At 67.6% G+C, this 16,105-nt stretch carries 16 protein-coding genes; 13 read left to right on the forward strand and 3 right to left on the reverse strand.

Translation table 11 applies throughout. The annotated features are described in order from the left end of the window. Positions 1-6: 6 nt before the first annotated feature. The 6 genes from KY572_RS01115 to KY572_RS01140 all read left to right on the forward strand — a co-directional run bounded on the left by KY572_RS01115 (position 7) and on the right by KY572_RS01140 (position 4,251). Positions 7-555, forward strand: coding sequence for a hypothetical protein (locus KY572_RS01115; protein WP_224240255.1), 549 nt, complete (start codon positions 7-9; stop codon positions 553-555). Between the two features lie 250 nt (positions 556-805). Beyond that, positions 806-1,405 carry a hypothetical protein gene (locus KY572_RS01120; RefSeq protein WP_224240256.1) on the forward strand — a complete coding sequence of 200 codons (600 nt, stop codon included), beginning with the start codon at positions 806-808 and terminating at the stop codon, positions 1,403-1,405. Positions 1,406-1,535: 130 nt separating this feature from the next. Further along, on the forward strand, positions 1,536-2,033 hold the full coding sequence (locus KY572_RS01125; RefSeq protein ID WP_224240257.1) for a hypothetical protein: 498 nt from the start codon (positions 1,536-1,538) through the stop codon (positions 2,031-2,033). A gap of 200 nt (positions 2,034-2,233) precedes the next feature. After that, entirely contained in the window at positions 2,234-2,617 is a 384-nt protein-coding gene (locus KY572_RS01130; protein ID WP_224240258.1) for a DUSAM domain-containing protein, read from the forward strand. A gap of 336 nt (positions 2,618-2,953) precedes the next feature. Further along, entirely contained in the window at positions 2,954-3,514 is a 561-nt protein-coding gene (locus tag KY572_RS01135) for a hypothetical protein (protein ID WP_224240259.1), read from the forward strand. A gap of 92 nt (positions 3,515-3,606) precedes the next feature. Further along, positions 3,607-4,251: a hypothetical protein gene (locus KY572_RS01140; RefSeq protein WP_224240260.1), complete on the forward strand. Its 645-nt coding sequence runs from the start codon at positions 3,607-3,609 to the stop codon at positions 4,249-4,251. A gap of 120 nt (positions 4,252-4,371) precedes the next feature. On the opposite strand, the gene sitI6 is transcribed toward KY572_RS01140, so the two are convergent. Then, positions 4,372-5,094, reverse strand: coding sequence for a SitI6 family double-CXXCG motif immunity protein (gene sitI6, locus KY572_RS01145; RefSeq protein ID WP_224240261.1), 723 nt, complete (start codon positions 5,092-5,094; stop codon positions 4,372-4,374). 29 nt (positions 5,095-5,123) lie between these two features. Beyond that, a complete protein-coding gene (sitA6, locus tag KY572_RS01150; RefSeq protein WP_224240262.1) occupies positions 5,124-5,849 on the reverse strand; it encodes a SitA6 family polymorphic toxin lipoprotein in 726 nt (241 codons plus the stop codon). 135 nt (positions 5,850-5,984) lie between these two features. On the opposite strand from sitA6, the gene KY572_RS01155 reads away from it, so the two are divergent. Next, complete coding sequence (locus tag KY572_RS01155) at positions 5,985-6,506, forward strand: response regulator transcription factor (RefSeq protein ID WP_224240263.1); 522 nt, start codon at positions 5,985-5,987, stop codon at positions 6,504-6,506. 47 nt (positions 6,507-6,553) lie between these two features. Next, on the forward strand, positions 6,554-7,624 hold the full coding sequence (locus KY572_RS01160) for an alpha/beta hydrolase-fold protein (protein WP_224240264.1): 1,071 nt from the start codon (positions 6,554-6,556) through the stop codon (positions 7,622-7,624). Positions 7,625-7,635: 11 nt separating this feature from the next. Here KY572_RS01160 and KY572_RS01165 read toward each other — a convergent pair whose 3' ends face one another. Beyond that, positions 7,636-8,718, reverse strand: a complete 1,083-nt coding sequence (locus KY572_RS01165; RefSeq protein ID WP_224240265.1) for a TPM domain-containing protein — start codon at positions 8,716-8,718, stop codon at positions 7,636-7,638. A gap of 137 nt (positions 8,719-8,855) precedes the next feature. Here KY572_RS01165 and KY572_RS01170 point away from each other — a divergent pair, with 137 nt between their 5' ends. The 5 genes from KY572_RS01170 (at position 8,856) to KY572_RS01190 (ending at position 16,103) form a co-directional block, all read left to right on the forward strand. Then, positions 8,856-9,446, forward strand: coding sequence for an RDD family protein (locus KY572_RS01170; RefSeq protein WP_224240266.1), 591 nt, complete (start codon positions 8,856-8,858; stop codon positions 9,444-9,446). A gap of 138 nt (positions 9,447-9,584) precedes the next feature. Next, positions 9,585-10,397 (forward strand): SDR family oxidoreductase, encoded by an 813-nt coding sequence (locus KY572_RS01175; protein WP_224240267.1) that lies wholly within the window; start codon positions 9,585-9,587, stop codon positions 10,395-10,397. A gap of 162 nt (positions 10,398-10,559) precedes the next feature. Further along, positions 10,560-13,949 carry a serine/threonine-protein kinase gene (locus tag KY572_RS01180; RefSeq protein WP_224240268.1) on the forward strand — a complete coding sequence of 1,130 codons (3,390 nt, stop codon included), beginning with the start codon at positions 10,560-10,562 and terminating at the stop codon, positions 13,947-13,949. A 99-nt stretch (positions 13,950-14,048) separates the two neighbouring features. Further along, the gene (locus KY572_RS01185) at positions 14,049-14,258 is read left to right on the forward strand and encodes a hypothetical protein (protein ID WP_224240269.1); all 210 of its coding nucleotides are present in this window, start codon (positions 14,049-14,051) and stop codon (positions 14,256-14,258) included. Positions 14,259-14,363: 105 nt separating this feature from the next. After that, positions 14,364-16,103: an N-acyl-D-amino-acid deacylase family protein gene (locus KY572_RS01190; RefSeq protein ID WP_224240270.1), complete on the forward strand. Its 1,740-nt coding sequence runs from the start codon at positions 14,364-14,366 to the stop codon at positions 16,101-16,103. Positions 16,104-16,105: the final 2 nt, after the last annotated feature.

Genomic DNA, 16,105 nt, shown 5'->3' on the forward strand with positions numbered 1-16,105 from the left:
GACGCCATGGCGCATCTCAGCCCTGAAGAGTTGATGGCGAGATTTCATGCGGCCCGTAAAACGGGAAAGGAGCATCGCGGGAGCCCTTTGCAGTTCCAACTCCATCGAGAACTGGCCGAGTCCTGCCCCGCTTTCACACCCAACCTCCTTCAGCTGGCTCGGTCGCTGCTCCTTGGCGACGAGCCAGGCCCCAGAGACGATCCTGCCCTCGCGGAGGTCCAGCGCTTGCTGGAACAGGCTGTCCAGGTCTCAGGCCGAAGCGCTCCCACGCTCGTGGAGTTGGCCTATTTCCACGACTCCATTCACAACGATTTCAAGACGGCTCGACCGCTTTATGAAGAGGGTGCTGCCCAAGCATTGGCAGTCCTGGAGGATGCCTGGGCGGGACTCCTCACCTCGCTTGTCCTTGAGCAGCAACTCCCAGAGGCGCTGGCACTCGCTCAACAGGCCGAGAGCCTCTTCCCTGAGTCGGCGCGCCTCATGCCCCGTGTCCATGAGGCGCGGGAACGTGCTGTCGCCGCTGGGCTGCTCCCGCCGGAATCGAAGGACCCGTGAGCAGTGGGTCCCCAGGGCCCGGTCTTGAAGAAGGAGGGTCAGTCCCTTCTCCGCTGCGGGTGGCAATCACGCTAAGGTGATGTCCGTGAATTGCACAGACTGGTCACATGTAGGCTGCAGCGCGGGGCGAATGCATCACGTCCTGCTGGTCATGCTGCTGGCTGTTGTGGGGTGCTCGCCCCCCAAGCCTGTCCCAGGAGTCGTGCGCCCTGGCCCAGGGGAATCCTTCCTCAAGAGCCTTCCGGGCCCCATGCCTGGCTTTGGGCCATACGCCACCTACCCAGAAGCACTGCTGGCGGCCTGTCCCATCATCCTTTCCAAGCCGCATGCCACTGCTGGCCGCCTGGGCGCACAGAACTTCGAACTGCGGTGGCGCCTCTCGAACGAGTATTGCGGATGGGTGTACTACACGCCGGATCATCAATACGAGCTGAGCATGCTGACAGATCAGGCCGTGCCGGATCCTGCAAACAGGTGGAAGAACTGCAAACTGCCTCCCTTCGTGAGCGACCCCCGCTATCCGGCAGACAGCCTTCAGTACATCCTCGCCATACACAACCACCCCTTCGAAGACATTCTCTCCGAGCGGGACATCCGGTTCATCGTCGAGATGGGGAAGCTTCATGGGTTCGAGTCCAAGACCCAAGCCACGACGACCCGCCTTGCCATCATCGCGTTCTTCTCGCGCTCAGATGCTCTTGAGTCTCCCCCATGCGATGGTTTCTTCGAATACATCCCCTTCACTGGAGCGTTGGCGAAGTGGACTCGCGCAGGAGAGAAGTGGCGCAAGGAGCAACTCGGCTCCGTCAAGTGGATCAACGATGACACATATGAAATCCACTGGAACTAACGGACGCCCGAGAGGGCTGTTGTTCACTTTGGTTATTGTTGGGGCGAGTTGTATTCACAGCGTGTCACCTCCCGCTCCTCAAGAAGAGGATCCATCCATCCGGTTCCCTCCTCTCGGCGCGCTCGACACCATGAAGGTCGATGCGCGCCAACAACCGTATGAGATCGATGGCGTGCTTCTTGAGGCCATTGACATCGCCGTCAACGACTTCCTGCCTCCTGGGGATTCGGAGATCCCGTGCGAACGGAGGAAGGAATCCTATCGCTACCGCATCTTTCGGCAGGGTGACGTCGTCTTCGTTGAGATCATGGAAGATCCTTCACGGTGTGGCAGCCAGTATCCGTCATTGGATTCAGGTGCCGCCTATGCCGTCACCACGGATGGCCGGATCCTCAGACGCCTCTTTGGCAGTCGGATGGGTGAGCTTCTCGGTGCACCTTCGACAGGGAGAGCTAGCTCCGTGCCGGCCTCTGAAGCGGGTGGTTCTCAAGAGCACTTCGATGGCCTCTCTCCCTACTTGCCGCTCGAGTGGCAGGATGCGGGGCCACGTCCCTCGACTCCAGATGGCGGCCCTTCGACCCAGGATGGTGGCGCTGTTGGAGAACTCTCGGATGGGGGAAGGCGGTGAGACATGCTCCCGGTTTCGCTATGGGAGCCACGCTTGGACTGCGCCACCGGATCAAGAAGTTCCTGCTCACCCATTGGAGAATGGAAGCAGCGGTGCATCAAGAACTACCATGCTTGTCAGCAGGAGCCAGACTGGACAGGCCCTTGTTACGATGTGCGGACCGCACAAGCGCAAGACCCGGAGGTGAACAGGTGGAGTACGTGGATGCCGACCTGGATGCCGTCTGGAACCAGCTCTGGGAGTTGGAGAACCGGCTCCAACAGGGTGAAGTCCTGAAGCTCACCCCGGAAGTATGCGACCTGCTCCAGCACGCGGCGCCCACAGTTGCCATCAGCAGGGCCGAGGCAGAAACAGCCCTCGCCAGCGTGGAGGGGACCACGGTGCTGCTCCGGGGCATCCGGGCACGCGTTCGCGACGGTTCCCATCGTTTGAGTGACGCACTGCACAGGATGTATCGCCTCAGAGACGCAGGGGACCTTGATGGGGCACGACAGCAGATGCGCGATCTGCTCGCTGTCGAGGTGGTGCCTCTCTACCGGGAGATTGCTGAAGGGCAGTTGGATCGGCTCGACGAGCTGACCTAGGTGAAGGTGCGGGTACTTCGCAGGTTCCCCCGTCTCTGCTCACTGAGTCCCCACGGCCTGACCTTGAAGAGACAGATAGCTCTGACCCCTTGGCTTTCTGACCTTGGAGCCACTCGGCATCACGCTCCTGTGGAACAGCAGCGCCCTCCCCGTCACGGACTCACCGCTCATGGACGTGTAGACGGCCCATCCCTTGATAGCAAGGTTCTCCATGCTCTCGATGAAGCAGCAGTGCCCATGAACGAGTGGGGCCCGCCCGAACATGAAGGCTCCCGGTGTTGACGCAACCTGGCACGTCATAGGCGCTCCGCGCGCTGAGTGCTAGCGTCCTCAGGGATGCTCCGTCCGCACATTCTGGGGTGCTTCCTGGTGCTGTGCGTGGCCGGCCCGCAGTGGGCTCACGGCTCGGTGCCAGGCATCACTGCGTCGCAGGTGCAGGGCATCACGGACTCGGCGCGAGCGAAGGTGCTGGCGCATCTGACGCGCGGAGAACTGGCGGAAGCCATTCAGGCCTACGAGGTGGCCACGGGACTCAAGGCACCGGTGTGGCTCACCGGCTTCAAGGCCGCCTTCGACGCGAGTAAACAGGTGCCCGGTGCGTGCCAGGGTGTGGCGCGCAGCATCCATACCGTGTTCACCCGGTTGGGCGGCAAGCCAGAGTACGTCCGACTGACGACCGTCGCGGACGAGACCGGGAACAGGGCTGGGTTCATGGTCTTCAAGATGGCGGATGGGCGGGACTTGGGGGTGACAGAGCTGGGAGTCCACGTCGTGGTCCGGATGAAGGACCGCATCTATGACGCGTTCACGGGTGCGGGTGGGCTCTCCTGGCAGGAGTACATGAGCCGCCTGGGCGCAAGGACTCCCATCCTGGATGAGATCGTGAGCGCACCATGAGCCTTCCGTCGCCTCCAGCGAAAGCAACGAAAGTGCCTCCTCCACTGCTGGACCTCGTGCTCCAGGCCCGCCCTGGCACATCGAGGCGCGAGTTGGAGCTCGAGCTCTTCGAGGGGCAGCCGGGCGTCTCTCGCACGGTGGGCGTCACCGTAGGGTACCTGGATTGTTTGGGTGACCTGGGAGTAGGGGACAGGGAGCACAGCGCCTTCGTCGGTTGGATGCAAGAGGCTGGGAAGACGCTCCCCGGCCAGGGCTGGTGGAGCGCGTTCCTCCAGAAGTTCGACTCGGATGAGCGGCAGGTCTTGCGCGCATTCGTAGCTATCGCCGCCGAGTTCCGCGCGCTCTCCCCGGCTGAGCTTGCTTCGCTCACCTGGCGGTACGGCGGCTCAGCTCCAGATCCCACAGCTCCGCGAACTCTCGCTCCGACTTCCCGCGCGATCCTGGATGTCCTCCTCGAGATGCGCCGTGTGGGCCGCATCCTCATGTACATCGGCGAAGCGCGCGTGGAGCGCATGGCCGGGTACATCGACGGCTATCGGCTGTGCCTGTCCCTGGCGGGACTGAAGGACGAGGAGTACTCGCGCTTCGAGCGCTGGCTCCAGGACACGGGCCGCGTTCCCCTGGGGTACACCTGGGAGGGCTCCTTCCTCCAGGCCGCCCACGACGATCATGAAGCTGCCATCCACCGGCTCCTGGACTGCGCCGCCGAGTTCCGCGCCCTCCCCGCAGCTTCCTGACCCAGGCGAATTCACGCCCCACGGAACCGGAGCTACTCACCGCCTCTCCCGGGGCCGTTCCTTTTTGGGACCTGGGTCCTCATGGTCTGCCCAGAAAAGAGTGCGTCGACCTGCCTCTGGCTAGCGTACGTCCACCTCATGGAAGAGGACCCCATCCAGTTTTAGATGCTTGACCGCATCCACCATACGCTCGGTGGCGATGATGAGCGTTGGAAAGTCCGTGAGCCGGAAGATGTCCAGGTGCCCAGGGAGCGATGAGGCATCGAGCCAGTACGCACCGGGGAGGCTGACTTCATCCCAACCACACGTAGGACACGGAGGCTTGCGGTCCGGAGGCAAGCAGTCCGGGTGCAATCTGCCAGACGCCACGAGCTGCAACTCCCACAGTTCGGGAGAGTTCTTCGCGCGAAAGCGCACGTCCAGAGCACAGCCTTGAAGGCCGCGGAGTCCTGAGTCCTGCAACCGCTCCAGTGCCTCACGCTGAGCGAGGAGCGACCAGGGATTCTGCATGAAGAGATGACCAAAGCGTCCCGATCCCGTGCCTGTGCGCGGCCCGAACTCGGTTCCCGGCTTGAGCAGGGCATCCTGAGGCGCCAGCGGCCGTACCAGCTCGCGTAGCCGCTCGAACTCCTCAAGGGGAACGGGCCAACCGTTGGACAGTCTCTTGAGTTCGCGTGCAGGCAGCCCCGACAGATCCACGCAGGGATATTCGAGCCCTGTCCACCCTCCTGGAGAATCGCACGTGGGACAGTGCATTCCTGGCAGTCCCCATTTGTGCGCGGCGTTGGTCAGGTCGCCCGTGTAGCCGAGTGCCTTGTCCTCGATGACCCTGAAGAACCTCATGCGTTCTTGTCTCCGCACTAGCGCCGCAGTCAGTTCTGGTAGAGCTGGGGGCCGATGGGTCGCACCGGACGATTGTACGGCACGATGGGGCCGATCAACTCGTAGCGAAAGGCCAGCTCCAGAGCGTGACGAAGAAGGGCGTCTGGATGCTGGCGATTGGGATTCGCCTCCCTGTACGCACGCCAAGCCTCGTTCCATAACCCGCCGCGACCGACTCCTCCATGAATCTGGCGGTGAACGTGCTCCGGAATGAGCATGGTGTACTGGTGGATATCAATACCTGACCTCGCGAACCACTCTCGGAACTCCGGTGCTTGGGGGAACAGGTGGTGCCTGACCACCCTCCCCTCATACCTGGGGAATGCAGGGAGGTAGCCGAAGCGGTAGCGGAAGTGGAACATCATCCGAGGTCGCGCACCCTCCCGCACGCCCATGTTCCTCCAGTTACGGAATGGGACGGGGCCTCGCAGGGGTGGGCGGTAGGCGCCTCCCAGCGCCCACTCCGCGCCGTACGCCAAGGAGGCACTCGCGACTGCTTCGAGATCCACGTCCTCACAGCTGAAGATGCCGCACACACCATCCTCGCCATCGCACGCAAACACGATGCACTGGTCCGCGCCGGGCTCCTCACATGCACTGGGAGCGTCTCGCGCTGCATGCTCCCAAGCGCGTGTGGAGGGAGATGTGGTGCCACAGGCGGACAACAGGAGCGCGGAGAGACAGATCAGGATCAGGGGCGGAAGGGGTACTCTCATGGCAGGCAGAATCCTGTCATGCCTGCGGAGCAGACCCCATTTGCGACGCTCCTGAGCGCGGAGTTCCCTCCTCACGAGAGCGCAGCGCCAGCACCCGCGTCCGGCTCGCGAACGCCATGATAAGGTCCTGGGCGCTTGCCTGGAAGAATCCTGATCATCGAAGCAGAGAAAACCCCAGCGGAGCCTCTTCGCCAGGCGCTGGAGGCGCGCGGCTTCACGGCCGAGGTAGTGACACACACCGACGGGCTCATGCAGCGCATCAGCCAGGAGCCACCCGCGCTGGTGGTCCTCGCCGTGGATCTGGCTGAGGGTCAGAACGGCTACCTGCTCTGCGGCAAGATGAAGAAGGACGCTGCCCTCCAGCGCATACCCATCATCATCACCGGCAAGCCGGACGGCTTCGACGCTCATCGCAAGCTCAAGGCCCGCGCGGATGCCTACGTCGCCCGCCCGGTAGCACCTGACGCGCTCGTCGAGGTGGCCGAGCAACTGCTGCGAGGCGCGCCCGGAGAGCCCCAGCCTTCCAAGCGCGCCTCCTCCCGAGAGCCTCCACCTCCCGAGCGCTCTCAGACCGAGCCAGGGCTTCTCTGGGGAGGCATCGGCGCGGCGCTGGCGCTCGCCGCGGCCCTGGCCGCGGGCTGGTTCCTTCTCCGGTAGGTCTTCTCGCTCCCTCCTCCGGTGTCGGCCGTCTATTCTGAGCGCGCATGGCCCCCCAGACGCTGGAAGCACGAGCTCTCAAGCAGGGCTCGCCCGTCATCGATGGAGACACCGCCACCTTCGTGTGGCGCGGGCGCAAGCCTGTCCTCGTTCATGGGGACTTCCAGGACTGGAGCGGACAACCCCTGCCGCTGGAGCGGGTGTCCCCCTCGCTGTGGACCCGTACGCTCACGCTCCCGCGAGATGCCTACGTCGAGTACTCGCTCTCCGATGCTCGTGGCCGCAAGGTGGAGGATCCCCTCAACCGCCAGCTCACCGACAACGGGTTCGGCGGCTTCAACCACTCCTTCTCCATGCCCGAGCACACGCCCACGCCGCTGGCTCGGCAACTCCGCGGAAAGGCCGCGCGCGGCCGCATCACCCGCCACCAGGTACAGACCTGGGAGCTCGCCGTCGGAGACACCCGCGAGGTGGTCCTCTATGAGCCTCCCGTGGCCGGCCCCCACCCGCTCGTGGTGGTGCTCGACGGGACGGACTATCTGCGCCGCGCGAGCCTCGTCACCGTGGTGGACAACCTCATCCGTGAGAAGCGCATCCGCCCCGTGGCCCTCGCCATGGTCGCCAATGGCGGCCCGGCTCGCACCGTGGAGTACGCGTGCAGCGAGGCCACACTGGGCTTCCTGCTCAACAAGGTCCTCCCGCTCGCCCGGGAGAAGCTCCCGCTCATCGACGAGCGTCGCAAGCCCGGCGTCCACGGCGTCCTCGGCGCGTCCCTCGGCGGGCTGATGGCCCTCTACACCGGAATGCGCGCTCCCCACGTCTTCGGACGCGTACTCAGCCAGTCCGGCGCCTTCGCCCTCAGGAACTACGACTTCGTCCTCTCCACCCACGACTTCGTCGTGTTCGAGCTCGCCCGAGCACCCCAGCGCCGACGCCTCTCGGTGTGGCTCGACTGCGGCTCCTTCGAGCGCCTCACCGAGGGCAACCGACTCATCCTCCCCGTCCTCGAGCAAGCCGGGCATCGCGTCCACTACCGCGAGTACTCCGGAGGCCACAACTACCCGGCCTGGCGAGACGATGTGTGGCGGGGCCTCGAGTGGCTCTACCCGTACCGGTAGCGCCCTGCCCCTCACCAGTTCCCGCTGGCGCCTCGCCCCGACGAGTGTCCGCCGCCGTGCGTGTCGTGGTGCGAACGCGAGCGCCTCCGCGACGAGACTTCCCGCGCGGACGTGCCCACATGGCCGCAGCGCCGACACCGCACCGTCACCTCCACCAGCCCGTCACTGCCGTCCGTCGCCGGGAGCAGCGTGGAGGTGGACACCTTGACGCTCGTCGAGCCACAGCTCTCACAAGCGACCCCACGACGGCGCAGCGCGTTCGCCACCAGCAGGAACAGGATGAACCCGCCCACCACCGCCCAAACCCACGGCGAGACCGAGGAGTGCACCGTCACCCCTGAGCCCCCCGCGCTCGAAGAAGAGGGCCTCGGGGCCCCGGAGCTCGAGCCCGCCGTCTCCTCGTCTCCAGAGGCGCTGGACGTACGCAGGTCGACGTACATCCCCTCGTCGTCCAGGAACTCCTTGGGCTCGGGCCCCACAGGCGGAGGCTCCTTGGCGCGAGGCTTCGCGGGCTCTCCCGTCACCGGAGTGGGCCGATCCATCACGCGCCCCATCCCCTCGTTGAGCGGGGCCTGGGCCAGCAGCGCCTTCAAGCCCCGGCCGCCCTCGAGCATCGCTTCGCCGATCTGCCTCCTCTTGAGTGCCGGGATGATGCGCTGCTGCATCAACACCTCGCTGCGCGTCACATCCGCGGGCGTGTCCACGCCGTCCCCCAGGATGATCTCCGCCTTGCGATCCAGCAGCGCGACGAGCAGGAGCACGCCATCGTTGCGCCGGCTGTGACCGAGCTTCCACCGGTTGAACAGCTCCGTGCCGAAGGTTCGCGGCGGACGCCCCTCGGTGGTGGCCACCACCACGAAGAGCAGCTGCCCAAGCCCGCTCTGATCCACCTCCGTGCCCAGCCGGTTCAGCTCCGCGCGCGTCCCCTCGTCCAGTCCTCCCGTCCCATCCACCACCCAGGGGCTGCGCGGCGACCGGGACAGGGACGCCACCGTCTCTCCCCAGGCCGGTGTGCCCAGCGCCCAGAGCAGCAGCCCCGGCACCACCAGCACCCGAGCCACCCACGCCCGAAGCGAGCTTTCTGTCGCGGTCAACACTTGGAGATCCATGTTACCGGACAGCCAGCCCGTACGAATACCGAGGGACCACAGCGGCCAGGCCCACAGCTCCACCCGGCCATGCCTCCCGGCAGCCGGACCGTGTACGCTTCAGCCACGCGCCCAGGAGTCCCATGGAACTGTCTCCCTCGATGGTCGTGGAGGTGGCGAGCAACAGCTCGGCCGGCTTCGGCCTGCGCCTGGCGGCTCGCCTCATCGACCTGCTCTTCGGTCTCCTGGTCATGGCCCTCGGTGGCGCGCTCGGCGCCCTGCTCCTGCGCATACTCGTGTCCCGAGGCGCGGTTCACGGAGAGTGGAGTGCCACGGACCGGCTGATGTCGCCCGCCGGCATGGCGTGGGGGCTGCTCGGAGGGCTGCTGTACTGCGTCACGGCCGAAGCCGTGGGCGGCGCCACGCTGGGAAAGCTCCTCCTGCGGCTGCGCGTCACCTCGGAGGACCTCACGCCCTCCACCTTCAAGGGAGCCCTCCTGCGCAACGCGGCGCTCTGCGTCGATGCGCTGGGCATCCCCGCCTACCGGGCCATGACGCACTCGCTCATGAGCCAGCGCCTCGGTGACCAGTGGGGCCACACCGTCGTGCTCCGCGCCAGCGCCGTCCCTCCCGACTCTCGCAGGAGCACGGGCCTGCTCGTGCTGGGCGTCCTCGGTGGCACCCTGCTCTGGGCGCTCTGGGTCGCCATGACCCTCGTCCTCCGCGCGCTGTAGCGCTCCGGGGCCTCGCGGCCTCCCGGCTGTCCCCCAGGACAGCCACGTCGTCCTGGGAAGAGAGGTGACGTGTGAGGTAGGGTTTCACCTGCTCCTCCTGCGCCTCCTGCTCCGAGGAGCTTCGAGCCGAGGTCACTCATGGCGGAAGGACAATTCATCCTCATCACTGGAGCCACGGCGGGCATCGGCCTGCAGACGGCGCTCGACCTGGCCCAGCTGGGCGCGCGGCTCGTGGTGCACGGCCGCAGCACGGCGAAGGTGGACGAGGCCCGGCGCGCCATCGAGAAGGTGGGCGGACAGGCCGAGGGCGTCGCGTTCGAGCTGACCTCCTTGAAGAGCGTGCGGCAGGGCGCGGAGGAGCTCGCGCGACGCTTCTCCCGGCTGGACGTGCTCGTGAACAACGCGGGCGTCTTCATGAACGAGCGCGTGCTCACCGAGGACGGCCTGGAGACGACGTTCCAGGTCAATCACCTGGCGCCCTTCCTCCTGACGAACCTGCTGCTGAAGGGCCCGCTCACGGGGCCCGGCGCACGCGTGGTGAACGTGAGCTCCATCGCGCACAGCCGGGGACGGATGCGCTTCGAGGACCTCCAGCTCACCCGCGGCTTCCAGGGCTACGCGGCCTACGCCCAGTCGAAGCTGGCCAACATCCTCTTCACCCTCGAGCTGGCCGAGCACCTGCCGCCCGCGCGAATCACCGCGAACTGCCTGCACCCGGGCGTGGTGAGCACGAAGCTGCTCACCCAGGGCTTCGGCATGAGCGGGAGCGACACGGTGGAGGAGGCCGCGGCCACCTCCGTGTTCCTGGCCGCCTCCCCCGCCGTCGAGGGCGTCACGGGCCGCTACTTCGCCCGCCAGCGCGAGGTGAGCCCCGCCCCGCAGGCCCTCGAGGTGAGCGCGCGCAAGCAGCTGTGGGAAGTCAGCGAGCAGCTCTGCGGACTGAGCGGGTAGGCTCCCGCGTGGCCCCTTCCGCCTGATCCCTCCCTCGGTCAGCGTCCCGGCAAGCCGCTTGCCCTGTCCTGACGGGTATGGCCCGGCTGGAACTGTCGTCCGCGCGGCCGCTCTCGCGAGTGGCGACAGACCCCGTCTTGGAGGAAGCTAGAGGGGTCTCTGATGATGAGTAAGGACGATCCAACATGGGACTTGCCCGCCGCTCGCAAGAGCGGCTCGGGCTCCGGGCTCGACTCGACGCTGCCCGGCCGTGCCGCCGCGTCCAAGGAGGCCGTGGCCCAGGCCCTGCCCCTGGTGCAGGTGGATCGCTACGACATCTCGGGTGAGTTCGCCCACGGAGCCATCGGCCGCATCCTCAAGGCCCGCGATCGCCACCTGGACCGGCCGGTGGCCATCAAGGAGCTGATCAACCGGGGCGGCGACGTGGAGGTCCGCTTCGTCACCGAGGCGCTCATCACCGCCCGGCTCCAGCACCCCTCCATCGTCCCCGTCTACGAGGCCGGGCGCTGGGCCACGGGCGAGCCCTTCTACGCGATGAAGTTCGTCTCCGGCCGCTCGCTGGCGGACGTCATCTCCGAGAAGAGGACGCTGCAGGAGCGGCTGGCCCTGCTGCCGCACGTGCTCGCGGTGGCCGAGGCCATCGCCTACGCCCACACCGAGCGCATCATCCACCGCGACCTCAAGCCCGCCAACGTGCTGGTGGGCGCCTTCGGCGAGACGGTCGTCATCGACTGGGGCCTGGCCAAGGATCTCGCCAAGGAGAGCACGGGCGAGGCCAGCCTCCCTCCCACCCCGGCCGGGGCGGACCCGTCGCTGACACAGCTCGGGATGGTGGTGGGCACGCCGGCGTACATGCCTCCGGAGCAGGCCGCGGGCCGCCCCGTGGACGAGCGCGCCGACGTGTACGCGCTGGGCGCCATCCTCTACCACCTGCTGGCGGGCACCCGGCCCTATGACAGCGGCTCGTCCGCGCAGGTGATCGATCAGGTGGTGCGCGGCCCGCCGCTGTCGCTCAGCTCGCGGCAGAAGGGCATCCCCGCGGACCTGCTGGCCATCGTCGCCAAGGCCATGGCGCGTGACCCGGCGGACCGCTACGCCACCGCGCGAGAGCTGGCGGAGGACCTGCGGCGCTTCCAGACGGGACAGATCGTCGGCGCGCACGCGTACTCGCTGGGCGAGCGCTTCTGGCGCTTCGTGCGGCGCTACCGGGCGGCCGTGGCGGTGACGGCGGTGGCCCTGCTGATCCTGGCCACGGTGGGCACGGTGGGCGTGCTGCGCGTGATGGCCGAGCGAGACCGCGCCGAGCGCAAGCAGGAGGAGGCCGAGCTCGCCCGGCGCGACGCGGAGAGCGCGCGCCAGCAGGCCCTGGATCGCGCCGACGAGCTCACCCTGCTGCACGCCCGCACCTCCATGGAGCGCGATCCGAACGAGACCATCACCTGGCTGCGCAGCCTCTCGCCCGGGTTCCATCAATGGTCGGCGGTGCGGACGATCGCGGCGGACGCCCGGGCGCGCGGCTTCGCCACCGTGCTGCGGGGCCACACGCAGACCGTGGATGACGTGGCCTTCAGCCTGGACGGCCGGTACCTCATCACCAGCAGCGACGACAAGACGATCCGGCTCTGGGACATGCAGCGCGGCGGCTCCCGCACCCTCACCGGCCACACGGACGAGGTGTGGCGCGTGGTGCCCGCACCGGACGGCAAGCACTTCGCCAGCGCCAGCAAGGACCGCACGGTGCGCCTGTGGAACCTGGAGACCGAGGAGAGCCGGATCCTCGCCACCCACCCGGGGGCGGCGGACTCCGTGGCCTTCACTCCGGATGGCCGCCGCTTCGTGTCCACCAGCCGGGGGGATGATCTGCTGCGCATCTGGGAGGTGGCCTCCGGGAAGCTCTTGCGGAGCTTCAAGACGGGGATGGGCCCCCTCAACCTGCTGGTGCTGTCTCCCACCGGGCGGTATGCGCTCGTGAAGCCCATGCGGGGCTCCCGCGCGCAGGTCTGGGACCTGGAGCAGGGCACCTTCCACTCCCTGGAGCACCAGAACACCGTGATGGCCATCGCGTTCTCTCCTCGGGGGGACGTCGTCGCCACGGGAGCCATGGACCAGACCGTCCGGGCCTGGGACGTGCGCACGGGCAAGCAGCGGCTCCTGGGCGAGAAGCTCGGCGACATCTCGTACCTGGCCTTCTCGCCGGATGGACAGCGGCTGGCGGCGGGGAACTCGGAAGGGCAGCTCCGACTGTGGGACATGCCCACCGGCAAGAGCGAGCTGCTGGGGACGCACGACGGCCGCGTCAACGAGATCCTCTTCTTCCGGGACGGCCGCCTGATGGCCACCAGCAGCGACGATCGCACCGCGCAGCTGTGGGATCTGACCACCGGCCACAGCCGCGCGCTTCGCGGGCACCAGGGCGCCGCGTACGCGATGGACTTCTCTCCGGACGGGCGGTGGATCGCCATCGGCAGCTATGACGGCACCACCCGCATCTTCGGCGTGAAGGCGGATGCCAACCGGCTGCTCACGAAGAGCCCCGTGTTCCTGAGCGCGCTGGCGGTCTCTCCCGACGGCCGGCAGCTCGCCGCCGCGGGAGCGGACACGCTGCGCCTGGTGGAGGTGGAGACGGGGACCACGACGGCCCTGGCGGAGCCCCACCTCACCGAGCCCCCCCTCCTGACGTACTCGCCCGATGGCCGATGGCTGGCCACCGGCGGGAGGGACGAGTGGGTGAGGCTGTGGGACACCACCACGGGCAGGCTCGTGCGCAAGCTGGAGGGCCATGCCGGCCCCGTCACCGCGCTCGTCTTCCGACGCGACAGCCAGGGGCTCGCCACCGCGGACTCCAAGGGCATGGTCCGGGTGTGGGAGCTCGGCTCCGGGCAGGTGCTCGCCCTCGGCCACCACGAGCACGAGGTGTTCGCGCTGGCCTTCTCCCAGGACGGAGTGAAGCTCGCGTCCGGGGGCGCGCGGGGGAACATCCGGCTGTGGGAGCTGGCCACGGGCAGCTTCCAGGAGCTTCGGGGCCACGAGGACAAGGTGCGCAGCCTGATCTTCTCGCCGGATGGCAAGCGGCTGGTCAGCGGGAGCATGGACCACACCTTGCGCATCTGGGACCTCGCGACGGGCAAGAGCAAGCCGTCGAACGCGAGCGGCAATGGCGTCCAGAAGGTCCTCATGTCCGCGGACGGCTCATTGCTGATCAGCTCGAGCGAGAAGGACAGCACCCTGCGGCTGTGGGATGGCCAGACGGGCGACCCTCGCGGCGAGCTCAAGGGCCACCAGGGCGACATCACCGACTTCGCGCTGTCGCCGGACGGCCGGCGGGCGGTCTCGTCGAGCATCGATCGAACGGTGCGGCTGTTCGATCTGGAGACCAACGAGAACCGGGTGCTGCGAGGCCACGCCGGGCGCGTCACGAGCGTGGTCTTCCTGGATGACCGGCACATGGCCTCGGTGGGCTGGGATGGGACCGTGCGGTACTGGTCGGACGACCTGCCCACGAGCCCGGAGGAGCTGCGCGCCTGGATGATGACGATCGAGAGCGGCCGGTGAGCGCCTTGGCGGCTGCCGCGTAGCGGGGTCGCTCCCGTCACAAGCCACTCCCGTCGGCTCAGCCTCTCTGGATGGGCGCCATGCCCGAAGGAGAGCGCGATGAGCACGCAGAGCACCCGGAAGTCCTTCATCCAGTACGAGCTGCCCACCAAGGCCCTGGAGCAGGTTCAAGGAGGCAAGGGGAAGGTGACGACCCTGGCGGTGGGCGAGGAAGGTGGCACCGTCACGACGACGGGGGTGGGCGAGGAGTGCTGCGAGCCTCGCATCACGACGTTCGGGCTGGGCGAGGAGGCCGGCACCTGTACCTGATGTCCCTCGAGCCAGGGCACGGCCAGGTGGCACCCTCTCCTCTTGGCTTTGGCGCGGACCCGCTCTCTACTGGCGGGCACTCGCGGCTGAGAGGAGGAGGCTTCCATGGACCTCATCATCGAGAATGGCCTCGTCTTCGATGGGCTCGGCGGCGCGCCACGCGCGTGTCATGTGGGCATCCAGGGAGACACCGTGGCCGCGCTCTCCGAGGCGCCGCTGCCGCGGACACCCGCCACGCGAGTCATCGACGCGCGCGGGCACTGGGTGATGCCGGGCTTCATCGACTTCCACACGCACTATGACGCCGAGGTGGAGCTTGCCCCGTCGCTCTCGGAGTCCGTGCGGCACGGCGTCACCACCGTGGTGCTCGGGAGCTGCTCGCTGAGCCTGGCGGTGGGCACGCCCGAGGACCTGGCGGACATGTTCTGCCGCGTGGAGGCCATCCCCTACGCCACCGTGCGCTCGCTGCTCGAGGAGCGCAAGAGCTGGGAGACGTTGGGCGGGTACCTGGAGCACCTGGACTCGCTGCCGCTGGGGCCCCACGTCGCCTCGTTCCTCGGCCACTCGGCGCTGCGCTCCCATGTGATGGGGCTGCACCGCAGCCTGGAGCAGCGCACGCGTCCCAGCACCGAGGAGCTGGCACGGATGGAGTCGCTCGTCCGGGAGGGCCTGGACCTGGGCTACCTGGGCCTGTCCATCCAGACGCTCAAGTGGGACAAGATGGGCGGCAGCCGGGACATCCGCAGCAGGCCCCTGCCCTCCACCTTCGCCCGCTGGAGCGAGTACCGCCGCCTCACCCGCCTGCTGCGCGAGCGGGGCCGCGTCTTCCAGGGCGTGCCCAACGTCAGCACCAAGGTGAACGTCCTGCTCTTCCTGTTGGAGAGCGTGGGCCTGTTCCGCAAGCCGCTGAAGACCACGGTCATCTCGATGATGGACGCGCGGGCCAGCCGGGGAATCCACCGGCTGGTGGGCGTGCTCTCGCGTACGTTCAACCGCCTGCTGGGCGCGGACTTCCGGTGGCAGGCGCTGCCCGAGGTGTTCGACCTGTGGGCCGACGGCATCGACCTGGTCGTCTTCGAGGAGTTCGGCGCGGGCACGGCGGCCCTGCACCTCCAGGATGCCGCCTCGCGCGCGGAGCTGCTGAGAGACCCGGCCTACCGCGAGCGCTTCCGGCGGCAGTGGACGAGCCGCTGGCTGCCCAAGGCCTTCCACCGCGACTTCAACCAGTCGCAGATCCTCGACTGTCCGAACGAGAGCCTCGTGGGCAAGTCCTTCGCGCAGGTGGCGCAGGAGCAGGGCCGGCACGCGGTGGACGTGTTCCTGGACCTGGTGGCCACATACGGGGACGCGCTGCGCTGGTTCACGGTGATGGCGAATGACAGGCCCCAGGAGCTGGACTTCATCTGCCAGCACCCGGATGTGCTCATCGGCTTCTCGGACGCCGGAGCGCACCTGCGCAACATGGCCCACTACAACTTCCCGCTGCGGCTGCTGCGCCGGGTGCGCGAGGCCGAGCGCCGGGGGCAGCCCTTCATGAGCATGGAGCGCGCCGTGCATCGACTCACGGGGGAGATCGGCCAGTGGATGGGGCTGGATGCGGGCGTGCTCGCGCAGGGCAAGCGGGCGGACGTGGTGGTCGTGAACCCCGAGGGGCTGGATGAGACGCTCGAGGTCGCCACCGAGGCCCCGATGGAGAACTTCGGAGGTTTCGTGCGGCTGGTGCGCCGCAACGACGCGGCCGTGAAGGCGGTGCTCATCTCCGGCCGCGAGGCCGTGTCCGAGGGCTCCGTGAGCTCCCGCCTCGGGCAGGAGCGTGGCTTCGGACGAGTGCTGCGCGCGAGCTGACC

The sequence above is a fragment of the Hyalangium gracile genome (assembly GCF_020103725.1).
In the GTDB taxonomy this organism is placed as follows: Bacteria; Myxococcota; Myxococcia; order Myxococcales; family Myxococcaceae; genus Hyalangium; species Hyalangium gracile.

What these genes read in the sequence shown, in the direction of transcription:
- KY572_RS01115 (WP_224240255.1), top strand. Translation starts at nt 7, where the DNA reads ATGGCGCATCTCAGCCCTGAAGAGTTGATGGCGAGATTTCATGCGGCC.
- sitA6 (WP_224240262.1), bottom strand. Translation starts at nt 5,849, where the DNA reads ATGAGAGTACCCCTTCCGCCCCTGATCCTGATCTGTCTCTCCGCGCTC.
- KY572_RS01190 (WP_224240270.1), top strand. Translation starts at nt 14,364, where the DNA reads ATGGACCTCATCATCGAGAATGGCCTCGTCTTCGATGGGCTCGGCGGC.
- KY572_RS01120 (WP_224240256.1), top strand. Translation starts at nt 806, where the DNA reads ATGCCTGGCTTTGGGCCATACGCCACCTACCCAGAAGCACTGCTGGCG.
- KY572_RS01180 (WP_224240268.1), top strand. Translation starts at nt 10,560, where the DNA reads ATGATGAGTAAGGACGATCCAACATGGGACTTGCCCGCCGCTCGCAAG.
- sitI6 (WP_224240261.1), bottom strand. Translation starts at nt 5,094, where the DNA reads ATGAGGTTCTTCAGGGTCATCGAGGACAAGGCACTCGGCTACACGGGC.
- KY572_RS01160 (WP_224240264.1), top strand. Translation starts at nt 6,554, where the DNA reads ATGGCCCCCCAGACGCTGGAAGCACGAGCTCTCAAGCAGGGCTCGCCC.
- KY572_RS01135 (WP_224240259.1), top strand. Translation starts at nt 2,954, where the DNA reads ATGCTCCGTCCGCACATTCTGGGGTGCTTCCTGGTGCTGTGCGTGGCC.
- KY572_RS01125 (WP_224240257.1), top strand. Translation starts at nt 1,536, where the DNA reads ATGAAGGTCGATGCGCGCCAACAACCGTATGAGATCGATGGCGTGCTT.
- KY572_RS01185 (WP_224240269.1), top strand. Translation starts at nt 14,049, where the DNA reads ATGAGCACGCAGAGCACCCGGAAGTCCTTCATCCAGTACGAGCTGCCC.
- KY572_RS01175 (WP_224240267.1), top strand. Translation starts at nt 9,585, where the DNA reads ATGGCGGAAGGACAATTCATCCTCATCACTGGAGCCACGGCGGGCATC.
- KY572_RS01170 (WP_224240266.1), top strand. Translation starts at nt 8,856, where the DNA reads ATGGAACTGTCTCCCTCGATGGTCGTGGAGGTGGCGAGCAACAGCTCG.